Annotated in this window: 20 protein-coding genes; 5 read left to right on the top strand and 15 right to left on the bottom strand. The window is 64.0% G+C overall.

Annotated features, from left to right (window positions below):
• Nucleotides 1–164 precede the first annotated feature (164 nt).
• The 4 genes from xseA (at nucleotide 165) to E4680_RS07205 (ending at nucleotide 3,856) form a co-directional block, all read left to right on the top strand.
• The gene (gene xseA / locus E4680_RS07220; RefSeq protein WP_135281729.1) at nucleotides 165–1,520 is read left to right on the top strand and encodes an exodeoxyribonuclease VII large subunit; all 1,356 of its coding nucleotides are present in this window, start codon (nucleotides 165–167) and stop codon (nucleotides 1,518–1,520) included.
• 88 nt (nucleotides 1,521–1,608) lie between these two features.
• Nucleotides 1,609–2,400, top strand: coding sequence for a M23 family metallopeptidase (locus tag E4680_RS07215; protein WP_135281728.1), 792 nt, complete (start codon nucleotides 1,609–1,611; stop codon nucleotides 2,398–2,400).
• A 100-nt stretch (nucleotides 2,401–2,500) separates the two neighbouring features.
• Nucleotides 2,501–3,151 carry an orotate phosphoribosyltransferase gene (gene pyrE / locus E4680_RS07210; RefSeq protein WP_135281727.1) on the top strand — a complete coding sequence of 217 codons (651 nt, stop codon included), beginning with the start codon at nucleotides 2,501–2,503 and terminating at the stop codon, nucleotides 3,149–3,151.
• 75 nt (nucleotides 3,152–3,226) lie between these two features.
• A complete protein-coding gene (locus E4680_RS07205; RefSeq protein ID WP_135281726.1) occupies nucleotides 3,227–3,856 on the top strand; it encodes a DUF4124 domain-containing protein in 630 nt (209 codons plus the stop codon).
• Here E4680_RS07205 and argB read toward each other — a convergent pair.
• The 7 genes from argB to E4680_RS07170 form a co-directional block, all read right to left on the bottom strand.
• Nucleotides 3,819–4,697 (bottom strand): acetylglutamate kinase, encoded by an 879-nt coding sequence (argB, locus tag E4680_RS07200; protein WP_205688799.1) that lies wholly within the window; start codon nucleotides 4,695–4,697, stop codon nucleotides 3,819–3,821. The genes E4680_RS07205 and argB overlap by 38 nt on opposite strands.
• Before the next feature lie 40 nt (nucleotides 4,698–4,737).
• Complete coding sequence (gene ftsH, locus E4680_RS07195) at nucleotides 4,738–6,615, bottom strand: ATP-dependent zinc metalloprotease FtsH (RefSeq protein ID WP_135281725.1); 1,878 nt, start codon at nucleotides 6,613–6,615, stop codon at nucleotides 4,738–4,740.
• A 74-nt stretch (nucleotides 6,616–6,689) separates the two neighbouring features.
• Nucleotides 6,690–8,054 carry a phospholipase D-like domain-containing protein gene (locus E4680_RS07190; RefSeq protein ID WP_135281724.1) on the bottom strand — a complete coding sequence of 455 codons (1,365 nt, stop codon included), beginning with the start codon at nucleotides 8,052–8,054 and terminating at the stop codon, nucleotides 6,690–6,692.
• Between the two features lie 13 nt (nucleotides 8,055–8,067).
• Nucleotides 8,068–8,685, bottom strand: coding sequence for a methyltransferase domain-containing protein (locus E4680_RS07185; RefSeq protein ID WP_135281723.1), 618 nt, complete (start codon nucleotides 8,683–8,685; stop codon nucleotides 8,068–8,070).
• Nucleotides 8,682–9,062, bottom strand: a complete 381-nt coding sequence (locus E4680_RS07180) for a hypothetical protein (protein ID WP_135281722.1) — start codon at nucleotides 9,060–9,062, stop codon at nucleotides 8,682–8,684. The genes E4680_RS07185 and E4680_RS07180 overlap by 4 nt, the downstream gene beginning before the upstream one ends.
• Nucleotides 9,063–9,167: 105 nt before the next feature.
• Nucleotides 9,168–9,956 (bottom strand): MBL fold metallo-hydrolase, encoded by a 789-nt coding sequence (locus E4680_RS07175; RefSeq protein WP_135281721.1) that lies wholly within the window; start codon nucleotides 9,954–9,956, stop codon nucleotides 9,168–9,170.
• Nucleotides 9,949–10,791: a glycosyltransferase family 2 protein gene (locus E4680_RS07170; RefSeq protein ID WP_135281720.1), complete on the bottom strand. Its 843-nt coding sequence runs from the start codon at nucleotides 10,789–10,791 to the stop codon at nucleotides 9,949–9,951. Before E4680_RS07170 ends, E4680_RS07175 begins: the two co-directional genes overlap by 8 nt.
• Nucleotides 10,792–11,166: 375 nt before the next feature.
• Between E4680_RS07170 and E4680_RS07165 the strand changes: the two genes are divergently transcribed.
• Nucleotides 11,167–12,426 carry a GGDEF domain-containing protein gene (locus tag E4680_RS07165; protein WP_135281719.1) on the top strand — a complete coding sequence of 420 codons (1,260 nt, stop codon included), beginning with the start codon at nucleotides 11,167–11,169 and terminating at the stop codon, nucleotides 12,424–12,426.
• A 9-nt stretch (nucleotides 12,427–12,435) separates the two neighbouring features.
• On the opposite strand, the gene hypE is transcribed toward E4680_RS07165, so the two are convergent.
• From hypE to E4680_RS07125, 8 genes are read right to left on the bottom strand one after another with little or no spacing between them, the layout of a single operon-like run.
• Nucleotides 12,436–13,452 (bottom strand): hydrogenase expression/formation protein HypE, encoded by a 1,017-nt coding sequence (gene hypE, locus E4680_RS07160; protein ID WP_205688803.1) that lies wholly within the window; start codon nucleotides 13,450–13,452, stop codon nucleotides 12,436–12,438.
• Between the two features lie 38 nt (nucleotides 13,453–13,490).
• Complete coding sequence (hypD, locus tag E4680_RS07155; protein WP_135281717.1) at nucleotides 13,491–14,585, bottom strand: hydrogenase formation protein HypD; 1,095 nt, start codon at nucleotides 14,583–14,585, stop codon at nucleotides 13,491–13,493.
• Nucleotides 14,582–14,812, bottom strand: a complete 231-nt coding sequence (locus tag E4680_RS07150) for a HypC/HybG/HupF family hydrogenase formation chaperone (protein ID WP_135281716.1) — start codon at nucleotides 14,810–14,812, stop codon at nucleotides 14,582–14,584. Before E4680_RS07150 ends, hypD begins: the two co-directional genes overlap by 4 nt.
• Nucleotides 14,813–14,815: 3 nt before the next feature.
• Nucleotides 14,816–17,104 carry a carbamoyltransferase HypF gene (gene hypF / locus E4680_RS07145; RefSeq protein WP_167792424.1) on the bottom strand — a complete coding sequence of 763 codons (2,289 nt, stop codon included), beginning with the start codon at nucleotides 17,102–17,104 and terminating at the stop codon, nucleotides 14,816–14,818.
• Between the two features lie 8 nt (nucleotides 17,105–17,112).
• Nucleotides 17,113–17,373 (bottom strand): hydrogenase/urease maturation nickel metallochaperone HypA, encoded by a 261-nt coding sequence (locus tag E4680_RS07140; RefSeq protein ID WP_135281714.1) that lies wholly within the window; start codon nucleotides 17,371–17,373, stop codon nucleotides 17,113–17,115.
• Complete coding sequence (locus E4680_RS07135) at nucleotides 17,366–17,830, bottom strand: hydrogenase maturation protease (protein WP_135281713.1); 465 nt, start codon at nucleotides 17,828–17,830, stop codon at nucleotides 17,366–17,368. The genes E4680_RS07140 and E4680_RS07135 overlap by 8 nt, the downstream gene beginning before the upstream one ends.
• The gene (locus tag E4680_RS07130; RefSeq protein WP_135281712.1) at nucleotides 17,827–19,125 is read right to left on the bottom strand and encodes a Ni/Fe hydrogenase subunit alpha; all 1,299 of its coding nucleotides are present in this window, start codon (nucleotides 19,123–19,125) and stop codon (nucleotides 17,827–17,829) included. The genes E4680_RS07135 and E4680_RS07130 overlap by 4 nt, the downstream gene beginning before the upstream one ends.
• Nucleotides 19,115–19,888 (bottom strand): NADH-quinone oxidoreductase subunit B family protein, encoded by a 774-nt coding sequence (locus E4680_RS07125; RefSeq protein WP_135281711.1) that lies wholly within the window; start codon nucleotides 19,886–19,888, stop codon nucleotides 19,115–19,117. Before E4680_RS07125 ends, E4680_RS07130 begins: the two co-directional genes overlap by 11 nt.

The raw sequence follows: 19,888 nt of genomic DNA, 5'->3' as shown, positions 1-19,888 counted from the left end.
GAAAGATTGGGTTTGGCCCGTGTTTCGGAACGGAAGCCCGCTACTCGTGCCGAGCGGAGAACTGTCCATGGCGCGGGGAATGCCAGTCCATGTGCGCGGATTGGAAGCGCTGATTCGCAGATCAACGCTGGCGCGACCCGACCCCCGGTGGCTATGATAGCCGGATGCCTGCTCGCACCGATGTCTCACAAGCGGTCTACAGTGTTTCCCAGCTCAATCGGGAAGCCCGGCAAATTCTGGAAAGCGGTTTTCCCCCTTTATGGGTCATGGGCGAGCTTTCCAATTTTACCCGGGCAGCCTCGGGTCACTGGTATTTCACACTCAAAGATGCCCATGCGCAGGTCCGCTGCGCGATGTTTCGCAATCGAAATCAGGGACTGTCACTGCGTCCGGACAATGGACTCCAGGTACAGCTCCGGGCTCAAGTCAGCCTGTACGAGAACCGCGGCGAGTTTCAGCTCATCGCCGACCAGATGCAGCCGGCTGGGGAAGGCGCGCTGCGCATGGCGTTCGAAGCGCTCAAGGCCAGGCTCGCAGCAGAAGGACTTTTCGAGGCGAGCCGCAAGCGCCCGCTGCCGACCCATCCGCACACCATTGGTGTGATCACCTCACCCACCGGTGCCGCACTGCGCGATATTCTGCATGTCTTGAACCGTCGTTATCCGGCAGCGCGAGTGGTGCTGTATCCGGTCGCAGTCCAGGGCGTCGATGCTGCGCCACAGATCATTCGGGCGCTGGAACTCGCCGGTGTGCGCCGCGAAATCGATGTCCTCATCCTTGCTCGGGGCGGCGGCTCCCTCGAAGATCTCTGGGCGTTCAATCTCGAGGAGGTCGCTCGCGCCATCAATGCCTTTCCGCTGCCGATCGTGACCGGCGTGGGTCATGAAATCGACTTCACCATTGCCGATTTCGTCTCTGATCTGCGTGCACCCACGCCGTCGGCGGCGGCGGAAAGCGTGGTGCCCGATGGGACGGATCTGATGCGCCGCTTTCGTCAATCGGAAGCGCGGCTGGCGCATCTGACTCACCAGCGGCTGGATCGGGACCGGCTCCGCATCCAACAGCTGAGCCATCGGCTGGGCCAATGCCACCCGGAACGTCGTCTGGAGCACCAACGGCAGGCGCTGGATGAACTGGAGAGCCGGCTGCATCGGGCTATGCGCTATCGACTCGATCGCACAACGCAGCGCCTCACCGTGCAGCAAGCCCGCTTGTGGGCGGAACGGCCGCTCCTGCGCCTGCGCCGCGGGCGGGAACAGCTGCAGCACCTGCGCCAAGCGCTCGACCGCAGCATGGCCGGGAGATTGGCCCATCAGGCAAGCCAGTTGGCCAACTTGAGCCGGGCACTCGGCTCGGTCAGCCCATTGGGAACCCTGGAACGTGGCTATGCCATCGTCAAACGGCTGCCCGATGGCGCTGTGGTTCATGCCGCAGCGCAGGCCTGCCCCGGCAGCCAGGTTCAAGTCCATCTGCACCAGGGTCTGCTGACCTGCCTCGTCGAAACTTCCACCGACCTGTGAGCCGTCATCAATGTATTGCCGAATCCCCGCTCAGTCCGCTTTTGCATCCATTCGGTCGCGCATCGCCTTGTTCGCCGGAGTGCTGCTGATGTTAGCCCCCACTGCCTGGGCATTGATGCCTTCGACGCCGACACCCGGTGGGATCGCGGTCTTGACGCTCCCGCCCGATGCGCAATCGGCGTCCTATGAGGATTACCCGATCTGGCTGATCCATGAAGACGATCGTGCCGTGGCGCTCGTAGGTCTTGGGCTCGACGCCAAGCCAGGCCCACATCAGCTCAACTGGCAAGATGCCGAAGGTCACGTTCGACATCTAGCGTTTACGGTCGAGGACAAACACTATCCGACCCAGAAACTGACCGTCCCGCCCAAGATGGTCGATCTGGATGTGGCGACACTGGAGCGGGTTCGCCAGGAACAGTCTCGTATCCGCGCGGCGCTGACCTATTACCGCCCGACCTCTGGTGATTTTCCCTGGCCGCTGGCGCAACCGGCGGCCGGACCAACTTCGAGCCCCTTCGGATTGCGTCGCCTGTTCAATGGCAAGCCTCGCAAGCCACACAGCGGCCTCGATATCGCCGCAGCGGAAGGCACGCCGATTCAGACACCTGCCGCCGGCATCGTGATCGACATCGGCGACTTCTACTTCAACGGCAAGACCGTCTTCGTGGATCATGGTGGAGGGCTGGTGTCGATGTACTGTCACCTCAGCAGCTTCGCGGTGCAAAAAGGCGAGTCCCTTCAGCCCGGCCAGCTGCTGGGTCAGGTTGGACGAACCGGCAGAGCTACCGGTGCCCATCTGCATTGGGGTGTAGCCCTCAATGGCAACTTGGTCGACCCCGCTCTTTTCCTTGCAGCCGAAACAGCCGCCCAGCCCTGAAACAGAGATCAGGCCGTGCGAGCCACACTGCGCCACGGCCCTGATCCGCGATCACTGCTATCATGCCCTCCCTGTGTCGAATCCACCCCATGAGGATTCCATGTCCCAATGCCGCCAGGATTTCGTGCGTTTTGCCATCGGCCATGGCGCGCTTCGCTTTGGCGAGTTCACGCTCAAGTCGGGCAGAATCAGCCCGTATTTCTTCAATGCCGGCCAATTCCAGACCGGCGCGGCGCTTTCGGCATTGGGGCATTTCTACGCCACTGCCGTGACGGAGGCGGGAATCGGCTTCGATATGCTGTTCGGCCCCGCCTACAAGGGGATTCCGCTGGCTGCAGCCACAGCGATCGCGTTGGCGCGCGATTTTGAGCGGGACGTGCCCTGGGCCTTCAACCGCAAGGAAGCCAAGGATCACGGCGAGGGCGGTGTCGTGGTCGGCGCACCCCTGAAGGGGCGGATCCTGATCGTCGACGATGTGATGACCGCTGGAACCGCCGTGCGTGAATCCGTCGAGTTGATCCGCAATGCCGGCGCCACTCCAGTCGGAGTCTTGATCTGCCTGGACCGTCAGGAAAAAGGCACGGGAGAGCGCTCAGCGGTGCGGGAAGTGACCGAAACCCTGGACCTCGCAGTCATCAGCATCGCCACCTTGAGCGACATCGAAAGTTACTTGTTCGGGCAGGGGGATGACACCATCCGTCGCGCCGTGACCGCCTACCGCGAACGCTATGGCGATCCAGCCGCCGCCTGAAGCGCGTCCGGAAATCAACTCAAGTCTCTGCCGAAGCGGTCGCTACCGTGTCCATGAGGGGACGCGGAGGCCGATATGGCAAATGGCAGCTGGCACTGGGTCTTGATGTGCCTGGTGAGCAGCGTCTCGGTTGGTGCTACAGAACTGTATCGCTGGGTCGACGACCAAGGCCGGGTCCATGTCAGTGACCGGCTTCCGCCTGATCAGACTAGCTACCGCGCCCTGAACGCCAGGGGGCTACCGATCCGCGAGGTCGCGCCACCAGAGATTCCGGATCCGAATGATCTGGCTGCGCGTCAGGCGCAGGCGCGGGAAGCCGATCGACTGCGCCGGCTGTATGCGTCGGAAGCGGAAATCAGCGCCCTGAGGGACCAACGGATCGAAGACCTCAAGGCCAGTCTGGCCTTTCTCCAAGACCAGCGTGCCAGCCTGACCGCTCAACTGGCGGCGCTGAAAACCCGACAGCGCACCTTTGCGGAATCGGGCAAAGCAGCGCCACCCTTGCTGCAAGCACAGATCCGGCGGGTCAAGGCAGATCTGGATGCCCATGACCGAGCCATCGCAGAGCGCCAGACGGACATGACTCACACCCGGGCCGTCTATGCGGCCGATCTGAAAGCCTATCGGGCGCTCGTCTCCAGCGAGACGGCCGGATCCCCGGAGTCGGTCAACCCCGAATCAGGGTCCCCACGCCCGCATCCGTAAACAGCTCGAGCAGTACGGCATGTTCCACGCGCCCATCCACGATGTGCGAGGCACGCACGCCATTGCGGACCGCTGACAGCGCGCAGGCGATCTTGGGCAGCATCCCGCCATGGATGGTGCCGTCGTCAATGAGCCTGGCTACCTGCTCCGGCGAAAGCCCGGTGAGCAAGCGGCCGTCCCGATCCAGAACGCCGGCAGTATTGGTCAGGAGCATGAGCTTCTCGGCTCCGATTACCTCCGCCACCTTGCCTGCGACGAGATCAGCGTTGATGTTATACGCGCAGCCGTCCTCACCCACCCCGATCGGCGCAATCACCGGGATAAAATCCGCCTGGTCGAGCAGGGTCACGATGCCCGGATCGATGTGCGCAACCTCGCCCACCTGACCGATGTCCACTACATCGTCCGCTGCATCGCGCAGCGTCATGCGCCGCGCGCGGATCAGTCCCGCGTCCTTGCCTGACAAACCAACCGCGCGGCCACCGTGGCGGTTGATCAGATCGACGATCTGCTTGTTGACCAGGCCGCCGAGCACCATCTCGACGACATCCATGGTCTCAGCATCGGTCACTCGCATGCCGTCGACAAACCGGGACTCCTTGCCGATTCGGGCCAGAAGTTGACCGATCTGCGGCCCTCCCCCGTGCACCACCACCGGGTTGATGCCGACCAGTTTCATCAGCGCGATATCGCGCGCGAAGCCGTTCTTGAGGGTCTCGTCCACCATGGCATTGCCGCCGTACTTGATCACAACGGTCTTGCCGGCGAAACGGCGAATATAGGGCAGCGCCTCGGTCAGGACCCGGGCGACATTCATGGCAGCTTGAGGGTCCAAAGCCATCCGATGAGCTCCGCAGCTGAAAACGGGACATTATAGGCAATCAGGATCGCTCCCCGCCGGCCTGCATCGAGCCGGCAAGCGGCGAAGACGCCGTTGCCACACCAGGCTCAGCCCGTACCAGTTGTCGCGCCCATTCGCTGAGGTGCGCTTCATCCAGCGTTTCACGGCGCAGCAATTCCTGCGCCGCGGCTTCCAGGAGTGAGCGGTTGCGCTGCAGAAACGCGCTGGCGCGCTCGAAAGACTGGGCCATGATGCGCTGGACCGCTTCGTCGATCCGCTCTGCCGTTTGCTCGCTCACCGGCAATCGGGTCGGCATTTCGCCAGTCCCTTCCAGAAAACGGGGCTGTTCAGCGGCATAGGCCACATGGCCAAGCGCCGTGTCCATGCCGTAACGAATCACCATGTTGCGCGCGATATCGGTGGCCTTGACCAGATCATCCGCAGCGCCTGTCGACAATTCATTGAATATCAACACTTCGGCCGCGCGCCCACCCAGCAGGACGGCAATCTTGTTTTCCAGTTCACCACGACTCATCAAAAAGCGATCCTCAGTGGGCCGCTGGATGGTGTAGCCCAGCGCGCCGACCCCGCGGGGAATGATCGAAACCTTGTGCACCCGCTCGCTCCCACCCAATCCCAGGGCGATGAATGCATGACCCATCTCATGGTGTGCGACGATCTCGCGTTCGCGCGGATTGAGTAGCCGATTGCGCTTTTCCAGGCCCGCCACGATTCGTTCCACCGCTGCGGTGAAATCATCCATGGTCACTGCCTCCGCACCCCGGCGGGTCGCGAACAGGGCGGCTTCGTTAACCAGATTGGCCAGATCGGCACCGGAAAATCCGGTGGTCAGGCTGGCGATCTGTTCGGGATCGAGGCCCGACGCCAGGCGGATTTTCTTCAGATGCACCTGGAGGATCTGCACCCGCCCCCGTTTGTCTGGGCGGTCCACCAGAATCTGCCGATCGAAACGCCCCGCCCGCAGTAGCGCGGGATCAAGAATCTCCGGGCGATTGGTCGCCGCCACCAGAACCAGTCCGCCCGACGGATCGAATCCATCCATTTCCGCCAGCAACTGGTTGAGTGTCTGCTCGCGTTCATCATGTCCGCCGGCACCGGGAAAGGCGCCGCGCGCGCGACCCAGCGCATCGAGCTCGTCAATGAAGATGATGGCGGGCGCAGACTTACGGGCCTGTTCGAACAGATCCCGCACCCGCGCTGCGCCGACACCGACAAACAGCTCCACAAACTCCGACCCGCTGATGGAAAAGAACGGCACCTGCGCTTCCCCGGCCAAGGCCCGGGCCAACAGCGTCTTGCCAGTCCCCGGCGGCCCCACCAGCAGGATTCCCTTGGGAATGCGCGCGCCGAGCTTGCCGTAGCCGGCGGGTTGCTTCAGGAACGTCACAATCTCGCGCAACTCTTCCTTGGCCTCGTCCACGCCGGCCACATCTTCGAAGCTCACCCGCGTATTGCTTTCCACATAGACTTTGGCCTTGCTGCGACCGATGGCCATCAAGCCGCTCTGGCCCTGCCCCATCCGTCGCAGCAAAAACGACCAGAACAGCACCAGAAGGCTGATGGGTACGATCCAGGACAGCACCTCACGGACCCAGGGATTGTCTGCGGTACCGCGAAAGCGCACCCCAGATTTCAAAAGCTCATCGGCCAGCGCCGGTTCGACCCGCGTGGTTACGAACTGCGTGCGTCCCGACTCGGTTGGCTGGCGCAGGATGCCGGTCAGATATTGCCCCTTCACCGTCACCTCCTCGATCTCGCCCGACTCGAGGTAGGACTGGAACACGCTGTAGTCGATGGTCTCGACCTGCTCGACCTGCTGCCAGACATCCCGCATCAGCAGCAACGCAATCAAGGCAAAGAAAAAGTAGATCAGATGAAATCGCAGGGTCTTGTCCATTGCCTTAGCCACTCCCGTGTCGCCGCGCGGGTGGAGAGGTTGCGCGTCCAGCGTCCCGTACTGGACGAGCCGTCTCAGAATGTACTCCAGCCCGAGAATTCCATGAACCGGTAGCGCAAGTATTTCAGCAGCCGCCGTTCGGCGAACACGCCATAGGCCAGGCTAAACTCGATACCGTCTTCATTGCGCCACTGCCGTTCGAATAAGGTTCCGACCGACTGGAAAACCGAGTGCGCCGCCGGTCCGGTCACCACGAGATCGGTTTCGAGATTGAAGCCATCCAGATTGCGGCGTGTGAAGTTGGCCGAACCGCTCACCAGGCAGCCGCCGCCGTCGGCACGCCGAATCAACAGCCATTTGCCATGAGCCTGCTCGCCCTGGGTCTTGAACCAGCGCACGGCAATGCCCGCCCGATCCAGCTCCCAGGCCACCTGCCGATTGGGCAAGCCGTCCTTGCGATGCCCGAAGGCATCGTGATTTGCATCCAGCAGAATTCGCACCTCAGCGCCGCGCCGATGCGCTGCAATCAAAGCGCGGACGATCGGACGATGGGCAAGGTAGAACATTGCCAGCATGACACGGTCGCCTGACCTGAGTTTCTGTAATTCGGCCAGGACCCGATCCCGGATCCCGGCTTCGGTCAGCACCGCCACCTGGAGCGCCGGCGCCAAGATCCCGATGGAGACGGGTTCCGCGGGCAGCGCCGGCACATCGATCGGCGCTTCTCCGGCCAGCGCCAAGACCTGATTTTCGGTCGCCATCAAATCCGCCACAGCCGGGCCGTCGAAACGCAGCGCCAGATTGTGATGCCAGCAGCTGGCGTCATGCGGGTTGGCCGATGAAATCAGCCCAAGCCACCGGTCGCCCTCATCACTGATCAGTGTCTTGCGATGATTGGCCTTGAAGTGCAGCAATCTGAAATAGGTTCCGAACCCCACCTCGCCCTCGCCGAACGGATGCGGCAAGCGTCCCCGACCATCCAACCCGAAATGCCGCAGCGCGCCGCGCCACAGCCCGGACCAGGCTGGATTGCTGTCGGCGAGGTATTTCAGCGGCGTAATTACGAGTGTCACACCAGCCGCCTGCAATTGCCGGAAATGATCGGGCCATTCGGCGCCGTAGGCCGTATTGATCGGGTCGGTGATCAGCACCACGCGCAGCTCGGGATGGCGGCGGCGCTGGGCCACCAGTGCTTCGGTCAAGGCCTGGCAGCGCGCCTGGAACACCCCTGTCGCCGCCCCTCGCCATGGGTTGAACAGGAACAGATCGGCCACGATCAGGCGTCTGGCAGCGCGGATCATGGCCAATTGGGCATCGAAAATCGCTTGCTCGGCATGGCGTCGCCCGGTCGCATCGTGCCAGGTTACATCGGTCAGTACCTGTAGCTCGCCGACCGGCCGCGGAGGACCGGCGAAGCCCGCCCGCCCGTCGGGGCGCATGCAGCACCCAGATTCAGCGGGGCTTGCGGGCACGTATCGTCTTGACGATGTCGAGATAGAGTGGTTCGACCAACTCCACAGTGAAACCCGCGCGCAGTACGTTGCCCACCGTATCGCGGTTCAGATCCGGCCCGACCAGACGACTGAGAGGGGTGAGTGCATCGAGCAGGACATTGAAGGGAAAATAGCGGCTTCCGGTGTGCTCGAACATGCCCAGCGTGCCACCCGGTCGCAGGACCCGGTACAGCTCCTTCAAGCCGCGCACCGGGTCGGGGACCGAACAGAAAGTACAGGCCGTAAACACCTGGTCAAAGTGACCATCGGGGAAGTTCAAGGCTCGCACATCCATCACATCGGCACGCAGATGGCCGGAATAGGCCGCAATACGCGGCGCCGCACGTTTCAGCATCGCCGGGCTGATATCCAGTGCAACAATGTCCCGCCCCGGTGGGAAGTGGGTAATGTCGAGTCCCGTTCCGAGGGCCACGAACAGGATCGGTCCATCGCCCATGGTGCTGTAGAGCGCCTGCTTCGCCCGCGCCCAGCGTCGTTCTTGACCGCCGGCCACCATGAGATCGTAACGGGGTGCGGCGCGGTCCCATTTGCGCTGGGTCTGCTGTGTGTCACTCATGACCAGTTGCCTCGCCGGGCTCGAGCCGAAATGCGGGCCTGCAGCACGGCCAGGGCTGCGAACACGAGCACACCGGCGCCGACGCCCGCGACCCCAGCGCCGATCCATCCAGCCTCGGCCATGGCTGCACCGACCACACCCCCCAGTGCGCCGCCGAGCAGCGTAGAGAACATGGTCTCCATGGCGCCAAGCCAATGCGAAAACACCAGCATGTTGAGCAGCATGCCGCCGATTCCACCCATCAGAAAGGCCAAGCCGAACACGACCACGATCGGATAGCCACTGCCGGCGAGCCACCATCCGGCCACCGCTGCCGCGCCGCCCACCAGACTATCGGCGATGAGGTCGCCCCAGAAATAGCGGTTGTCCCATACCATTGTTCCGGTCTCCTTACCCCGAGACTAACTGCGCCCAAAGGCTGTCGCAAGCGATCCGAGCAAACGGTGTGCGGGGTAGGAGCGGATAGACCGGGATCGCAGGGCTCAACGGTTCAGGATCGCTAGCGAATGGGGAGCGAATGCTGGTTGCAGAGGGTCGGCCAGTGCGATCGGCTGCGCCGGCCGGGCCGCCCGATATCCGCTAGCCTCGAGTTGGATCGCCGCGCGGGCGTCCTGGTAGTGGTAGAGGCACATGCGTTCGCGCAGGGCCAGCGGGTATTCTCGATCCAGATCGTCGATGCCGCTGTGAGAGGGATTGCCGATCAGACGACAGTCGTGCAGCAACACTTCCCCCTGACCGGCATGCGCAATGGCTTGCTCCGGAATAGGCCGGCTGTCGCCGCTAAACCAGAACACGCCCGGCAAGGCCAGCCCGAACGCCGATCCGGGAAGATGATGCCGAGCTGGAAAGACTCGGAACGCCAGATTTCGATGCCAAAAGCCAGCGCTGACCGGAATGAGCTGAAACACATCCCAGAAGTTGGCCATGCCCTCGGCCAGGGTGCCCGGGTAATCGGCAACGCGCTGCTGCAACATTCCGACCAGCGGTGCGGGAACGAACAAGCGACACAGCGGCGGCGGCGGATCAGCGAACCGCAGGGCAAAAAAGAGCGATTCCAGTCCACCGATGTGGTCGTAATGGGTATGGGTCAGATAGAGCGCGCACGGCCAATGGCCATACTGCCGATGGTAGGCCTCGGGGATTTCGGGGCCGCAATCGACGAGCAACAGGGCCGCCTCGTGCCGCTCCAGCACCCATGCCGCGCTCGAGGGCGCCGGGAATCCCGCCGCGCCCACACCCAGGAAGCGGGCCTGCCACCCGGCCTCACGCATGGTTTTCCCAGAGCCCCAGAAAATGCAGAAAACTGCCGGAAAATCCCTGATGGATGGCCCGGCGGTAGGCCCGGTTCAATCGCCGCTTGTGCCAGAGCAAGCGCGCCACCGCTTCGCGGAAGCGATGACTCCGGAAGCCCAGATCGCCTTCGCGCAAGCGCTGCAGACAACAGCGGTAGGCGGTTTCGGCGCCCTCCGTGGTATCGAACCCGTGCCCGATCGATCCGGGACGAAACCGGTATTCATGCATGGGCTCGCTGTAGATGACCGCACGCTCCACCCGTTCCATGGCTCGCAGCGTGAACAGAATATCGCTGCCGGGACCCATATCCTCATCCCATCCGCCGGCAACGAGCGAGCGGTGAAAGACGAACGACAGCGGCACTGGAATTCCGTACAGATCGTCAATGGTCAGAAAATGCAGCGGCGGATCGAGCGGAAACACGAGGTGACCTGGCCGGCTGCCGGCCTCGTCGATTACGTGGAGATTGTCCCCCGCCATCCCATGATCAGCCGCAAGCGCACGCAAGCAGCCCAAGCGCCTGGGATCGCACAGATCATCCGGATCAAGCGGTGCAATGAAGCGCCCGCGCGCCGCATGCAAGGCCAAATTGCGCGCGACGTTCGGGCCGCTGCCCCGGACGGCGGTCTGAAGAAAACGCAAGCGCGGATCGGCGATTCCCTCACGCGCCAGGATCGACTGGTAGTCGACGCCATCATCGCTGACGATCAGCATCTCCCAGTCCTCGAAATCCTGATCCAGGATACGGGCGATGCTGGACGGCAAGCGCCGCTGGGCGGCGAAGGCAGGGGTGAGAACGGAAATTTCGGCCATCGTCAACGTTCCGCGGCGAACTATGCCGCACAGCTTAGCGGGCGAACGCGAAGGAAATTTGACACTGGCAAAAAAAGCCCGGGGCAGGCCCGGGCATCTATTTATATTATCAATCTCCTCGCAATTCACGCACTTGACCGCACCTTACCACCAACCGGGCTTGGCGCTTACATGGTCAGCTTGGCGAGTTATATAAACTAACTCAGGCGAACGAACCCTGTAAATAGGAGTATTAAGAAAAAAGCGCCTAGGATTAACAAAAGCAATCATCGTACCGGTTTCCAATTGCGCTCGCCAATTCGCGAAGAATTCAAGAAAATTAACGAGCGGCCGATTAAAGATCGAATATCCATTCAGGGTTGAGTCCAGGGGATCATGAAGCAACTACGACCACCGACTTCCTCCGGCGTCCTGCTCCGGCTGCAGCGCTGGCTGTTCAATCAGCCAAGATGGTTGCTGGCCGTCGGGATCTACGGCTTCGTGGTAGCTGCAGCCGTTGGCCTTGCCCCGATGTTTTACTATCTGGCGGAAGGCCGGCTGGTGTCGGGTATCTTCATCGCCGCGTTCGGAACGTCAACGGCACTCGCACTGCCCCTGATGTGGCTGTTCCTCTCGATCGCCTATCTGCTGATCGAACAGCAAGCCGTCGCGGCGCGCAGCCGCGCAGATAGTGAGCGTCAACGCGACATCCTGCGCGTGCTGCTCGACGCGAGCCTGCTCATTCAGCAGAAAGAAGACCTGCTCGATCTCCTGGAAGGGACCATCCAGCAATTGCAGCAGTTGTTTCCAGCGCATCATTTTGGCCTGCTGCTCTACGGGCGTCGCCGTCATCTGGTCCGACATCTGGTGGCACCGGGATTTTCCGAAGCCGAACAGCGTCTCTTGCTAACCGAGAGCCAACTTCTGGTGGATGGCCAGCCTGAGCGGCTTTTCGAACGGCTTGCGGCATCGTCGAGCGGAGAATCGTCATGGCAATGGGCGCTGTTTCCACTCTGGAACCGGCAAGATCAGACCATCGGGCACCTGCTGATCAAAGGCTCAAGCCTGCCGGAACACTCACGCAGGACCATTGAGCTGTTCCGCGACCAACTCGCCGCTGCCGTGGAAAATCATCTGTTGCGACTGGAACTGATCCAGCTGGCCAACACCGACGGACTCACGGGGATCTACAACCGATCCTATTTCCAAAAGGCGCTTCGCCAACACCAAGAGGGCAAACGACAAAGCGCAGCTTTGGATTTCTCACTGCTGATGATCGACATCAATGGCCTGAAACCGGCAAATGATGGCCACGGGCATCGTGTCGGGGATCAAATCATCATCCGAGTCGCTCAACGACTCAAAATGACGTGCCGCTCGGAAGACATCGTCTGCCGGATCGGTGGCGACGAATTCGCCATCATTTGCCCGGGAAGCAAAGGCGATCAGGCGCAGCGCCTCGCCGCACGCATTCGGGATCAGGTCGATGGGCAACCGCTCAAGTTGAACGCCGGCCAAGAACTGCTCATTACCCTGAGCATCGGGATCGCCTGCAGCGACGAAACCGATCCTGAACAGTTGATGATCCTCGCCGATCAGCGGATGTACGCCGACAAACAGCGCTTTTACGCTCAGCAAGCCCAGGTCTCTGGCTGACCGGCATCATCAACAGATCCGCGGCAGCATCTCGCCGCTTCCCCACAGCATGGGTCGCCGCATCCCCAGCGGATCTTCCAGGCAAACACCCGAACCGGCAACCACTCGACCGATGCGCACCGCACCGACGCTCGATGTGCAGCCGCGGAGCGCTGCCAGCGCAGCTGCCTCGCACTGCGGCGATACGATCGCGATGAAGCGCCCTTCGCAAGCCAGCTGCAACGGGTCCAGGCCCAACAAGGCGCAAGCCGCCCGGACCGGGGCGTCGACCGGAATCGCTGCCTCCGTGATCTGGAACGACAAACCCGCCGCCGCGGCGATCTCATGCAATACCGCGGACAATCCGCCACGGGTCACATCGCGCATCACCCGCAGATCAGCGGCATCGACCGCGGCCATCAGTGCTTCGACCGGTTCGCTCAATGGCGCGCAATCACTATTCAGATCACCTTCAAAGCCCAAGGCCTCCCGCGCGTTGAGAATCGCGAGCCCATGCCGCCCCAGATCGCCGGATACGAGAATCCGGTCACCAGCGCGAACATGGCGCGGATGCGGCGCGTATCCCGGCACGACGCGGCCCAAGCCGGTCATGGTCAGATACAGACCGTCGGCCTCACCCCGCCCCACGACCTTGGTATCCCCGGCCACCACATGAATCCCGCAGCGCCGGCTGGCGTCCCGAACGCTGTCCAGCACGCGCTCCAGTACCTCGAGGGGAAGTCCTTCCTCGAGAATCAGCGATAGCGTCAGCGCCACGGGCTGGGCACCCGCCATCAACAGATCATTGACTGTCCCATACACGGCCAAGGAGCCGATATCACCTCCGGGAAAGAACAGCGGCCGGACCACGAAGGCATCGGTCGCCACTGCCCAGGAACCGGCCTGCGGCGCCAGTACCGCCGCATCGTGCAGCTCGGCAGCGCGCCGGCCAAGGCGCGGCAGGATGACCCGTTCCAGCAAATCCTGGCTCATGCGGCCACCGCCGCCGTGGGCCATGCGGATCTCGCCAACCGCTGACACGGGCATGGGGCACAACAGCCCAGCGGTCGCGGGCGGATCGGACTTCATGCGTTTCCCTCCGGCGCGCGGTATTGGAAGTAGGCCGCGCACGCGCCTTCGGCGGACACCATGGGCGCACCCAGCGGACGCTCCGGCGTGCAGCGGTGACCATAGGCCGGACATTCGATCGGCTGGATCCGGCCGGTCAGAACCGCCCCGGCCAGACATTCGGTCTGCGCCGGCTCGGCCGGAACGCCGGGCGCAAACCGACGATACGCATCGAAGGACTGCCAGGACGGCCGCAGGACCCATGCTCCGCCAGGGATGGGGGGCAATCCACGCCACGGGCGCGTCGCCGGTTCGAACACGGCTTCCACCAGATCCCGGGCGGCCGTCTGCCCCGTCTCGGCCACGGCGCGCCCATAGGCATTTTCGAGCCGCGCCTGGCTGGCTTCAAGCTGGCGGATGATGCACGACACACCTTCGAGAAGGTCGAGCGGCTCGAATCCGGTTGCGACGATCGGCACGCCGAATCGCGCTACCAAAGGGGCATACTCGTTCAAGCCCATCACCGTACAGACGTGACCCGCGGCAAGCAGCCCTTGGATGCGGCAATCCGGCGCGGCCAACAGAACTTCCACCGCCGGCGGCACGCGCACATGCGCCACCAGCAACGAAAAGTTGTCGAGCCCCAGCGCCTGCGCCTGACGCACGGCCAAGGCGGTAGCTGGCGCGGTCGTTTCGAACCCCACGGCAAAGAACACCACCTGGTCCTTCGGGCTGGCCTCGGCCAGCCGCACCGCGTCCAACGGTGAGTAGACCACCTGCACCCGGCCGCCGCGCGCTCGGGCCATGGAGAGGTCTTCGGTAGTGCCCGGCACGCGCAACATATCGCCGAACGAGCACAACACCACGCCGGGCATGCGCGACAGCACAATGGCCTGATCGATCTGCGCAGCCGGCGTGACACAGACCGGACAACCCGGACCATGCAGGAGTTCAATGCCCAGTGGCTCCAGCAAACGATCGAGGCCATGGCGCAGGATGGCATGGGTTTGCCCGCCGCAAACCTCCATCAGCGTCCAGGGGCGGCTCACCCGATGGGCAATGTCCTCCACCGCGCGTCGGATCGCATCGGCTTCCACACCCGCGGCGTTCATACGCCCTCCGTGCCCGACACGTTCCGGTCCAGCGGCCGGGATCGATCCGGGTCGATCCGGCCGATCGCCAGACCCGCGTGGACCAGCAACAGATCCCCGACCTCGGCCTCCGGCACGCAGGCGAGATTCACGGCCTTGACCACGCCACCGAAATCGACCCGCCCGGTCCGAAACAGCGCGTCCTCGCCATCCTCGCTCAGCAACCGCCCCGCAATCGCCAGACACATGCCCTATCCTCCCCAAACGCCCGCGACCACAGCCGCCTGCCCCGCCGCCAGACTGCCGTCATTGACCGGCAGGCGGCGGGGCCAGAACACACCCCGCCCCTGCGCACGCAATAATTGAACCGCCTGTCCGAGCAGCAGCGTGTTCTGAAAACAGCCCCCGGTCAGCACCACCGCCCGCTCGCGTCGCTCGGCCACGGCCTGCGCAAGCAGCGCAGCAAGCGTGGCATGCCAACGCGCGGCAATGTGCCCGGCGGGCCGACCCGCCTGCTGCTCGGCCAGTACCGCAACAAGCACGCCTCGCCAGTCCATGCGGATCCAACCCGACGTGTTGTCGGTCGTGACACCGGAAACCAGATACGGGTTCAGCATCTCGGGGTGGCGACGCGCCAAGGCCTCCAAGGTCATCGCAGCCTCCCCCTCGTAGCTCACCGGCGCCCGGTGGCCCAGCAATGCGGCCACGGCGTCGAACAGTCGCCCGGCGCTGGTCGTTGTGACGCAGCCGGCGCCGGTCTCCAACATCCGCGTCAGGACGTGCAGACTCTGTGCATCGTAGCCCAGGCTGCGCGCCAAGGGACCATCCAGCGGTTCGCCGAGCGCGGCTAGAACACCCAGGGCCGAGCGGCGTGGATCCCGCACGGCTGCATCACCCCCGGGCAAGGCGAAGGGAAGCAGCGCACCGATGCGCCGCACTTGGCCCGCCTCCCAGGCCAGCAGTTCTCCACCCCAGATCGTTCCGTCGGAACCCAGCCCTGTACCGTCCCATACCACCCCCAGCAGCGGTTCAGTGCAGCGCCCCTCCACGATGGCCGCGGCCAGATGGGCATGATGATGCTGAACCGACGAAACGCCGAATCCGCCTCCCATGGCCAGGCGGCTTGCCTCGCGGGTGGGGACGTAATCGGGATGCGCGTCGCAGGCCCATGTGCGGGGTAACGCGCCGAACAGCGCCGGCAGCGTCGCGCATTCCTGCGCCCAGGCCGCTTGCGCCTGGGGATGGTCCAGATCGCCGCGATAGCCGCCAATCACGAGGCGATCCTTGACCGTGAGCGCCACAGTATTCTTCCATTGCCCGCCGACGCCGAGCACCGGCCTGGCCGCACGCGGCAGAGTCAACGTCACGGGAACATCGCCGCGGCCCAGGCGCAGCCTCAGCGCCTCATGCGCGAACACCTGCACCACGCTGTCTTCAACTGGCCGCAGAATGGCTCGATCGTGCAGCAGAAAGCCATCGGCCAGTCCCGATAATTCGCGCAAGGCCTCGCCGTTCTCGAAACACAGCGGCGCACCCTTGCGATTGGCGCTGGTCGCCACCACCGGAAAACCCAGAGCCGCCATCAGCAGGTGGTGCAGGGGGCTGTACGGCAAAAGGGCGCCGAGATGATCGAGCCCGGGGGCAAGCGCGCGGCCGAGCGGGTCATCCTCTCGCCGCGCGAGCAGCACGATTGGCGCGGCGGCCGAGGTCAGAATGGCCGCCTCTGTCGCACCGATATGACCACTGCGGCCGGCCTGGTCGAGATCCGGAAACAGCACGGCCAAGGGCTTGGTCGGTCGTGCCTTGAGCACGCGCAAACGCGCCACCGCGGCTTCATCCCGCGCATCGGTCAACAGATGAAAGCCGCCGATGCCCTTGACGGCCACGATCTGCCCCTGGCGCAGCGCGGCAACGGCCAGGTCCAGCGCGTCCCCACCGCGCGCGCTGATGGCGCCATCGGACTGATGCCAGGTGAGCGCGGGACCACACGCCGGACAAGCCAGGGTCTGGGCATGGAAGCGCCGGTCGGCGGGGTTCTCATATTCGGCCCGGCACTGGGCACAGAGCGGAAAACCTGCCATGACGGTATGATCCCGATCGAACGGCAGTCGTCGCAGGATCGACCAGCGTGGCCCGCACTGGCTACAGGTGGTGAACGGATAACGGTAACGGCGGGCGGTGGGATCGAACAGCTCCGCCCGGCAGGCCGGACAGGTGGCCAGATCCGGCGCGATCACCATGCCGGCAGGGTCATCCGCCGCGCTGGAATGAATCCGAAACGGCGCCGCCGCCTCCAGCGGCCGCGCTTGCCGGATCATCACATCGATGCGCGCCGGCGGGGGGATACGCCTCAGGTCGCGCAGAAAAGCCGCCATCGCCGATACGCTTCCCTGAACTTCGATGCGCACCTCGCCGGCGCTGTTGACGACCCAGCCGCCCAGGGCAAGTTCGGTCGCGCGGCGATAGACATAGGGACGCAGTCCCACGCCCTGCACGTGACCCCGGCAAATCAGACGCAGCCGACGGACGCGCTCATGCATCGGGCGAATCAGCGAATCTCGATGGACCGGAGCATCAGATGAGCGGCATCGGGATGGGTGATGTCCTCGGAGCATGCCACACTCAGCATTGCATTCTCGGCCAGCGACCCTTGCGCCTCATGCGCGAAATGCTCCCGCAGATGCGCCTCGGAAAAGCCACAGAGCGCACCGACCCAGAGCTCGATGCCCACCACCCGGCTGGCCGATGCAGCCCGGGCCTGCGCCTCGACCTGCCGCAACAGGGCGGTGATCAATCCTGATTCATGCATGAAGGATCTCCTTGAGTTCCTGACGCAACTGCGCCACGAGCTTCGGGACCGCTGCGGCCACCGGCGGCGTCAGGCCCTCACCCGGCGTCACGGAGCCCGCCTCGATTCCGTAGACGACCAGATGCGCCGGCAGAACGTCCAGACTTTCCGCCAGGGCAATGCTTTCGGCCAGCCCCAGGCCATGAGTGGAATGCGCGCCGCGCCCGAATGCACTGGCCGGAAGCGGCGGCTGCACCCGGTGACAGGTGCCCGCCGGTGCGCCGGACTGGATCGCATCCACAACCCAGACCCGCTCGAAGTGGGCCCACAGACTCAGCAGATCCAGCGCCTGACGCGGCAGGGAGCGGATGACCACCCCCGCCGGCACATCCTCCTGCAGCCGTTCCACCACGATCAGACCGACCCCGTCGTCCCTGCGGTCCGGCGTCCCCAGGCCGACGACCAGCGCGCCGCTCATGGTTGCCGGCGGATGTCGAGTTTGAGGAAGTGGGTGGCACAGGAAATACAGGGGTCGTAGCTGCGGATCGCCTGCTCACACAGGGCTCGCAAGCCGTCGTCATCCAGATGCAGATGCGTTTGCGCCAAGGTCACCAAGTCCGCTTCGATACGCGCCTGATTGACCGCCGTGGGCGGCACGATGCGCGCGTATTCGATGCGGCCGTCATCCCGGATGCGATAGTGATGATAGAGCGTCCCGCGTGGCGCCTCGGTCGCACCATGGCCTTCCCCGGCCTGCGGCGTCACCGTCACCGCGGCTGGTTCAAACGGCCGATAGCCCTCGATCAATCGCCTGGCCTCTTCACAGGCAAACAGGATTTCGACCGCCCTCGCGATAATCGCCCGGTAGGGATTGCAGTAGCCCTGGTCCAGTCCAGCGTCCGCCGCGGCCGCACGGGCGCGCGGCGTCAAGCGCTCGCGATTCAGCACATAGCGGGCCATGGGGCCGAGCAGAACCGGCGTGCCATCGGGCCGGACGCTTTGCAGGGCCGTCGAATGAGGCACCTGACCTTCGCGCAGGGCATCGGAAAAATCGGCCACAGCCCACTCGGCACCGCAACTCGATGCAAGGCGCCCGCTGTAGATGGGATATTCATCCGGATGCACGAGGGAAAAAAATTCGTAATCCATCTGGAGATCCGGAAAATCCAGGCCGGCGACGAAGCGCACGGTTTCCTCGGCCGCATCGATCGCCCAGTCCAGTTCCGGCAAGAGCGCGCGCAGGGCTTCAAGCGCCGGCGCTCGATAGAACCCCCCCACCCGTACATTCACCGGATGGATGGCGCGCCCACCCACGATCTCAATGAGGCTGTTGCCCAGCTTCTTGAGCCGCAGCCCGCGCCGCACCGCCTCGGGGTGGACCCGAGCCATCTGGACGGCGTCAGGAAAGCCGAGAAAATCGGGCAGATGCAGCAGATGGACATGCAATCCATGGCTCTCGAGCCATTCACCGCAATACAGCAACCGGCGCAGATCAAGGACCGGCGGCGGCAGCACCACCCCGCAGGCATCCTCCATCGCCTGGCAGGCGCTCATCTGGTAAGCCACGGGACAGATGCCGCAGATACGCGCGGTGATGTCGGGGGTCTCGCGGAAATCCCGTCCCCGCAACAAGGCTTCGAAATAGCGCGGCGGCTCGAAGATTGCGAGCTCTGCTCGCGTCACCCGGCCACCCTCGATATCCAGATGCAAGGCGCCCTCGCCTTCCACACGCGCCAGATAATCCACCCGCAGGGTGCGGCTTTCAGGATTCATGGCGATGACTCTCCGCTTCGAAGGCCGGCGCTGCGGCGTTGAAGGTTCGGTACAGGCGTTTGAGGGCGGGGCCGGTTTGGCCCAGCGCCGCGAGTTGCGCGCTCAAGGCCTGGGTATTGGCCTGTTCGCGCGGACCGAAACAGCCATAGCAGCCGCGCCCCACCGCCGGACACAAAGCCCCGCAGCCGGTCTGTGTCACCGGGCCCAGGCAAGCCGTCCCGTGCGCAACCAAAACGCAGGGATGACCGGCCGCCTTGCAGGACTCACAGACGCTGCCCTGGGTCAGCCGTGGGGCGTGGCCGCGCAGCAGAGCGCCCAAAACCTCCAGCAACTGCTCCTTACGGACAGGACAGCCGCGCAGTTCGAAATCCACGGGGACGTGCTCGGCAATCGGCGTCGCCGTGGCCAGGCTGTGGATGTATTCAGGATGGGCATACACCGCCTGGCGGTAGGCCGCTTCATCGTCGAAATTGCGCAGCGCCTGGATGCCGCCGGCCGTGGCGCAGGCACCGATGGTGACCAGAATGCGGGATTGCTGCCGCACCTGCTGGATACGTGCGGCATCATGGGGCGTGCACACCGACCCTTCCACCAGCGAAATGTCGTAGGGGCCAGGCTGGATGTCGCTGGACGCTTCCGGAAAATTGGCGAACTGAACCTGCTCACCCAGCGACAGGAGTTCGTCTTCGCAATCGAGCAGGCTCAGCTGGCACCCGTCGCAGGATGCGAATTTCCAGACCGCCAACCGGGGCAACACCGCCAT

The organism is Candidatus Macondimonas diazotrophica (genome assembly GCF_004684205.1).
Taxonomy (GTDB): Bacteria; Pseudomonadota; Gammaproteobacteria; order UBA5335; family UBA5335; genus Macondimonas; species Macondimonas diazotrophica.
This window is presented reverse-complemented; position numbering and strand designations above follow the sequence as displayed.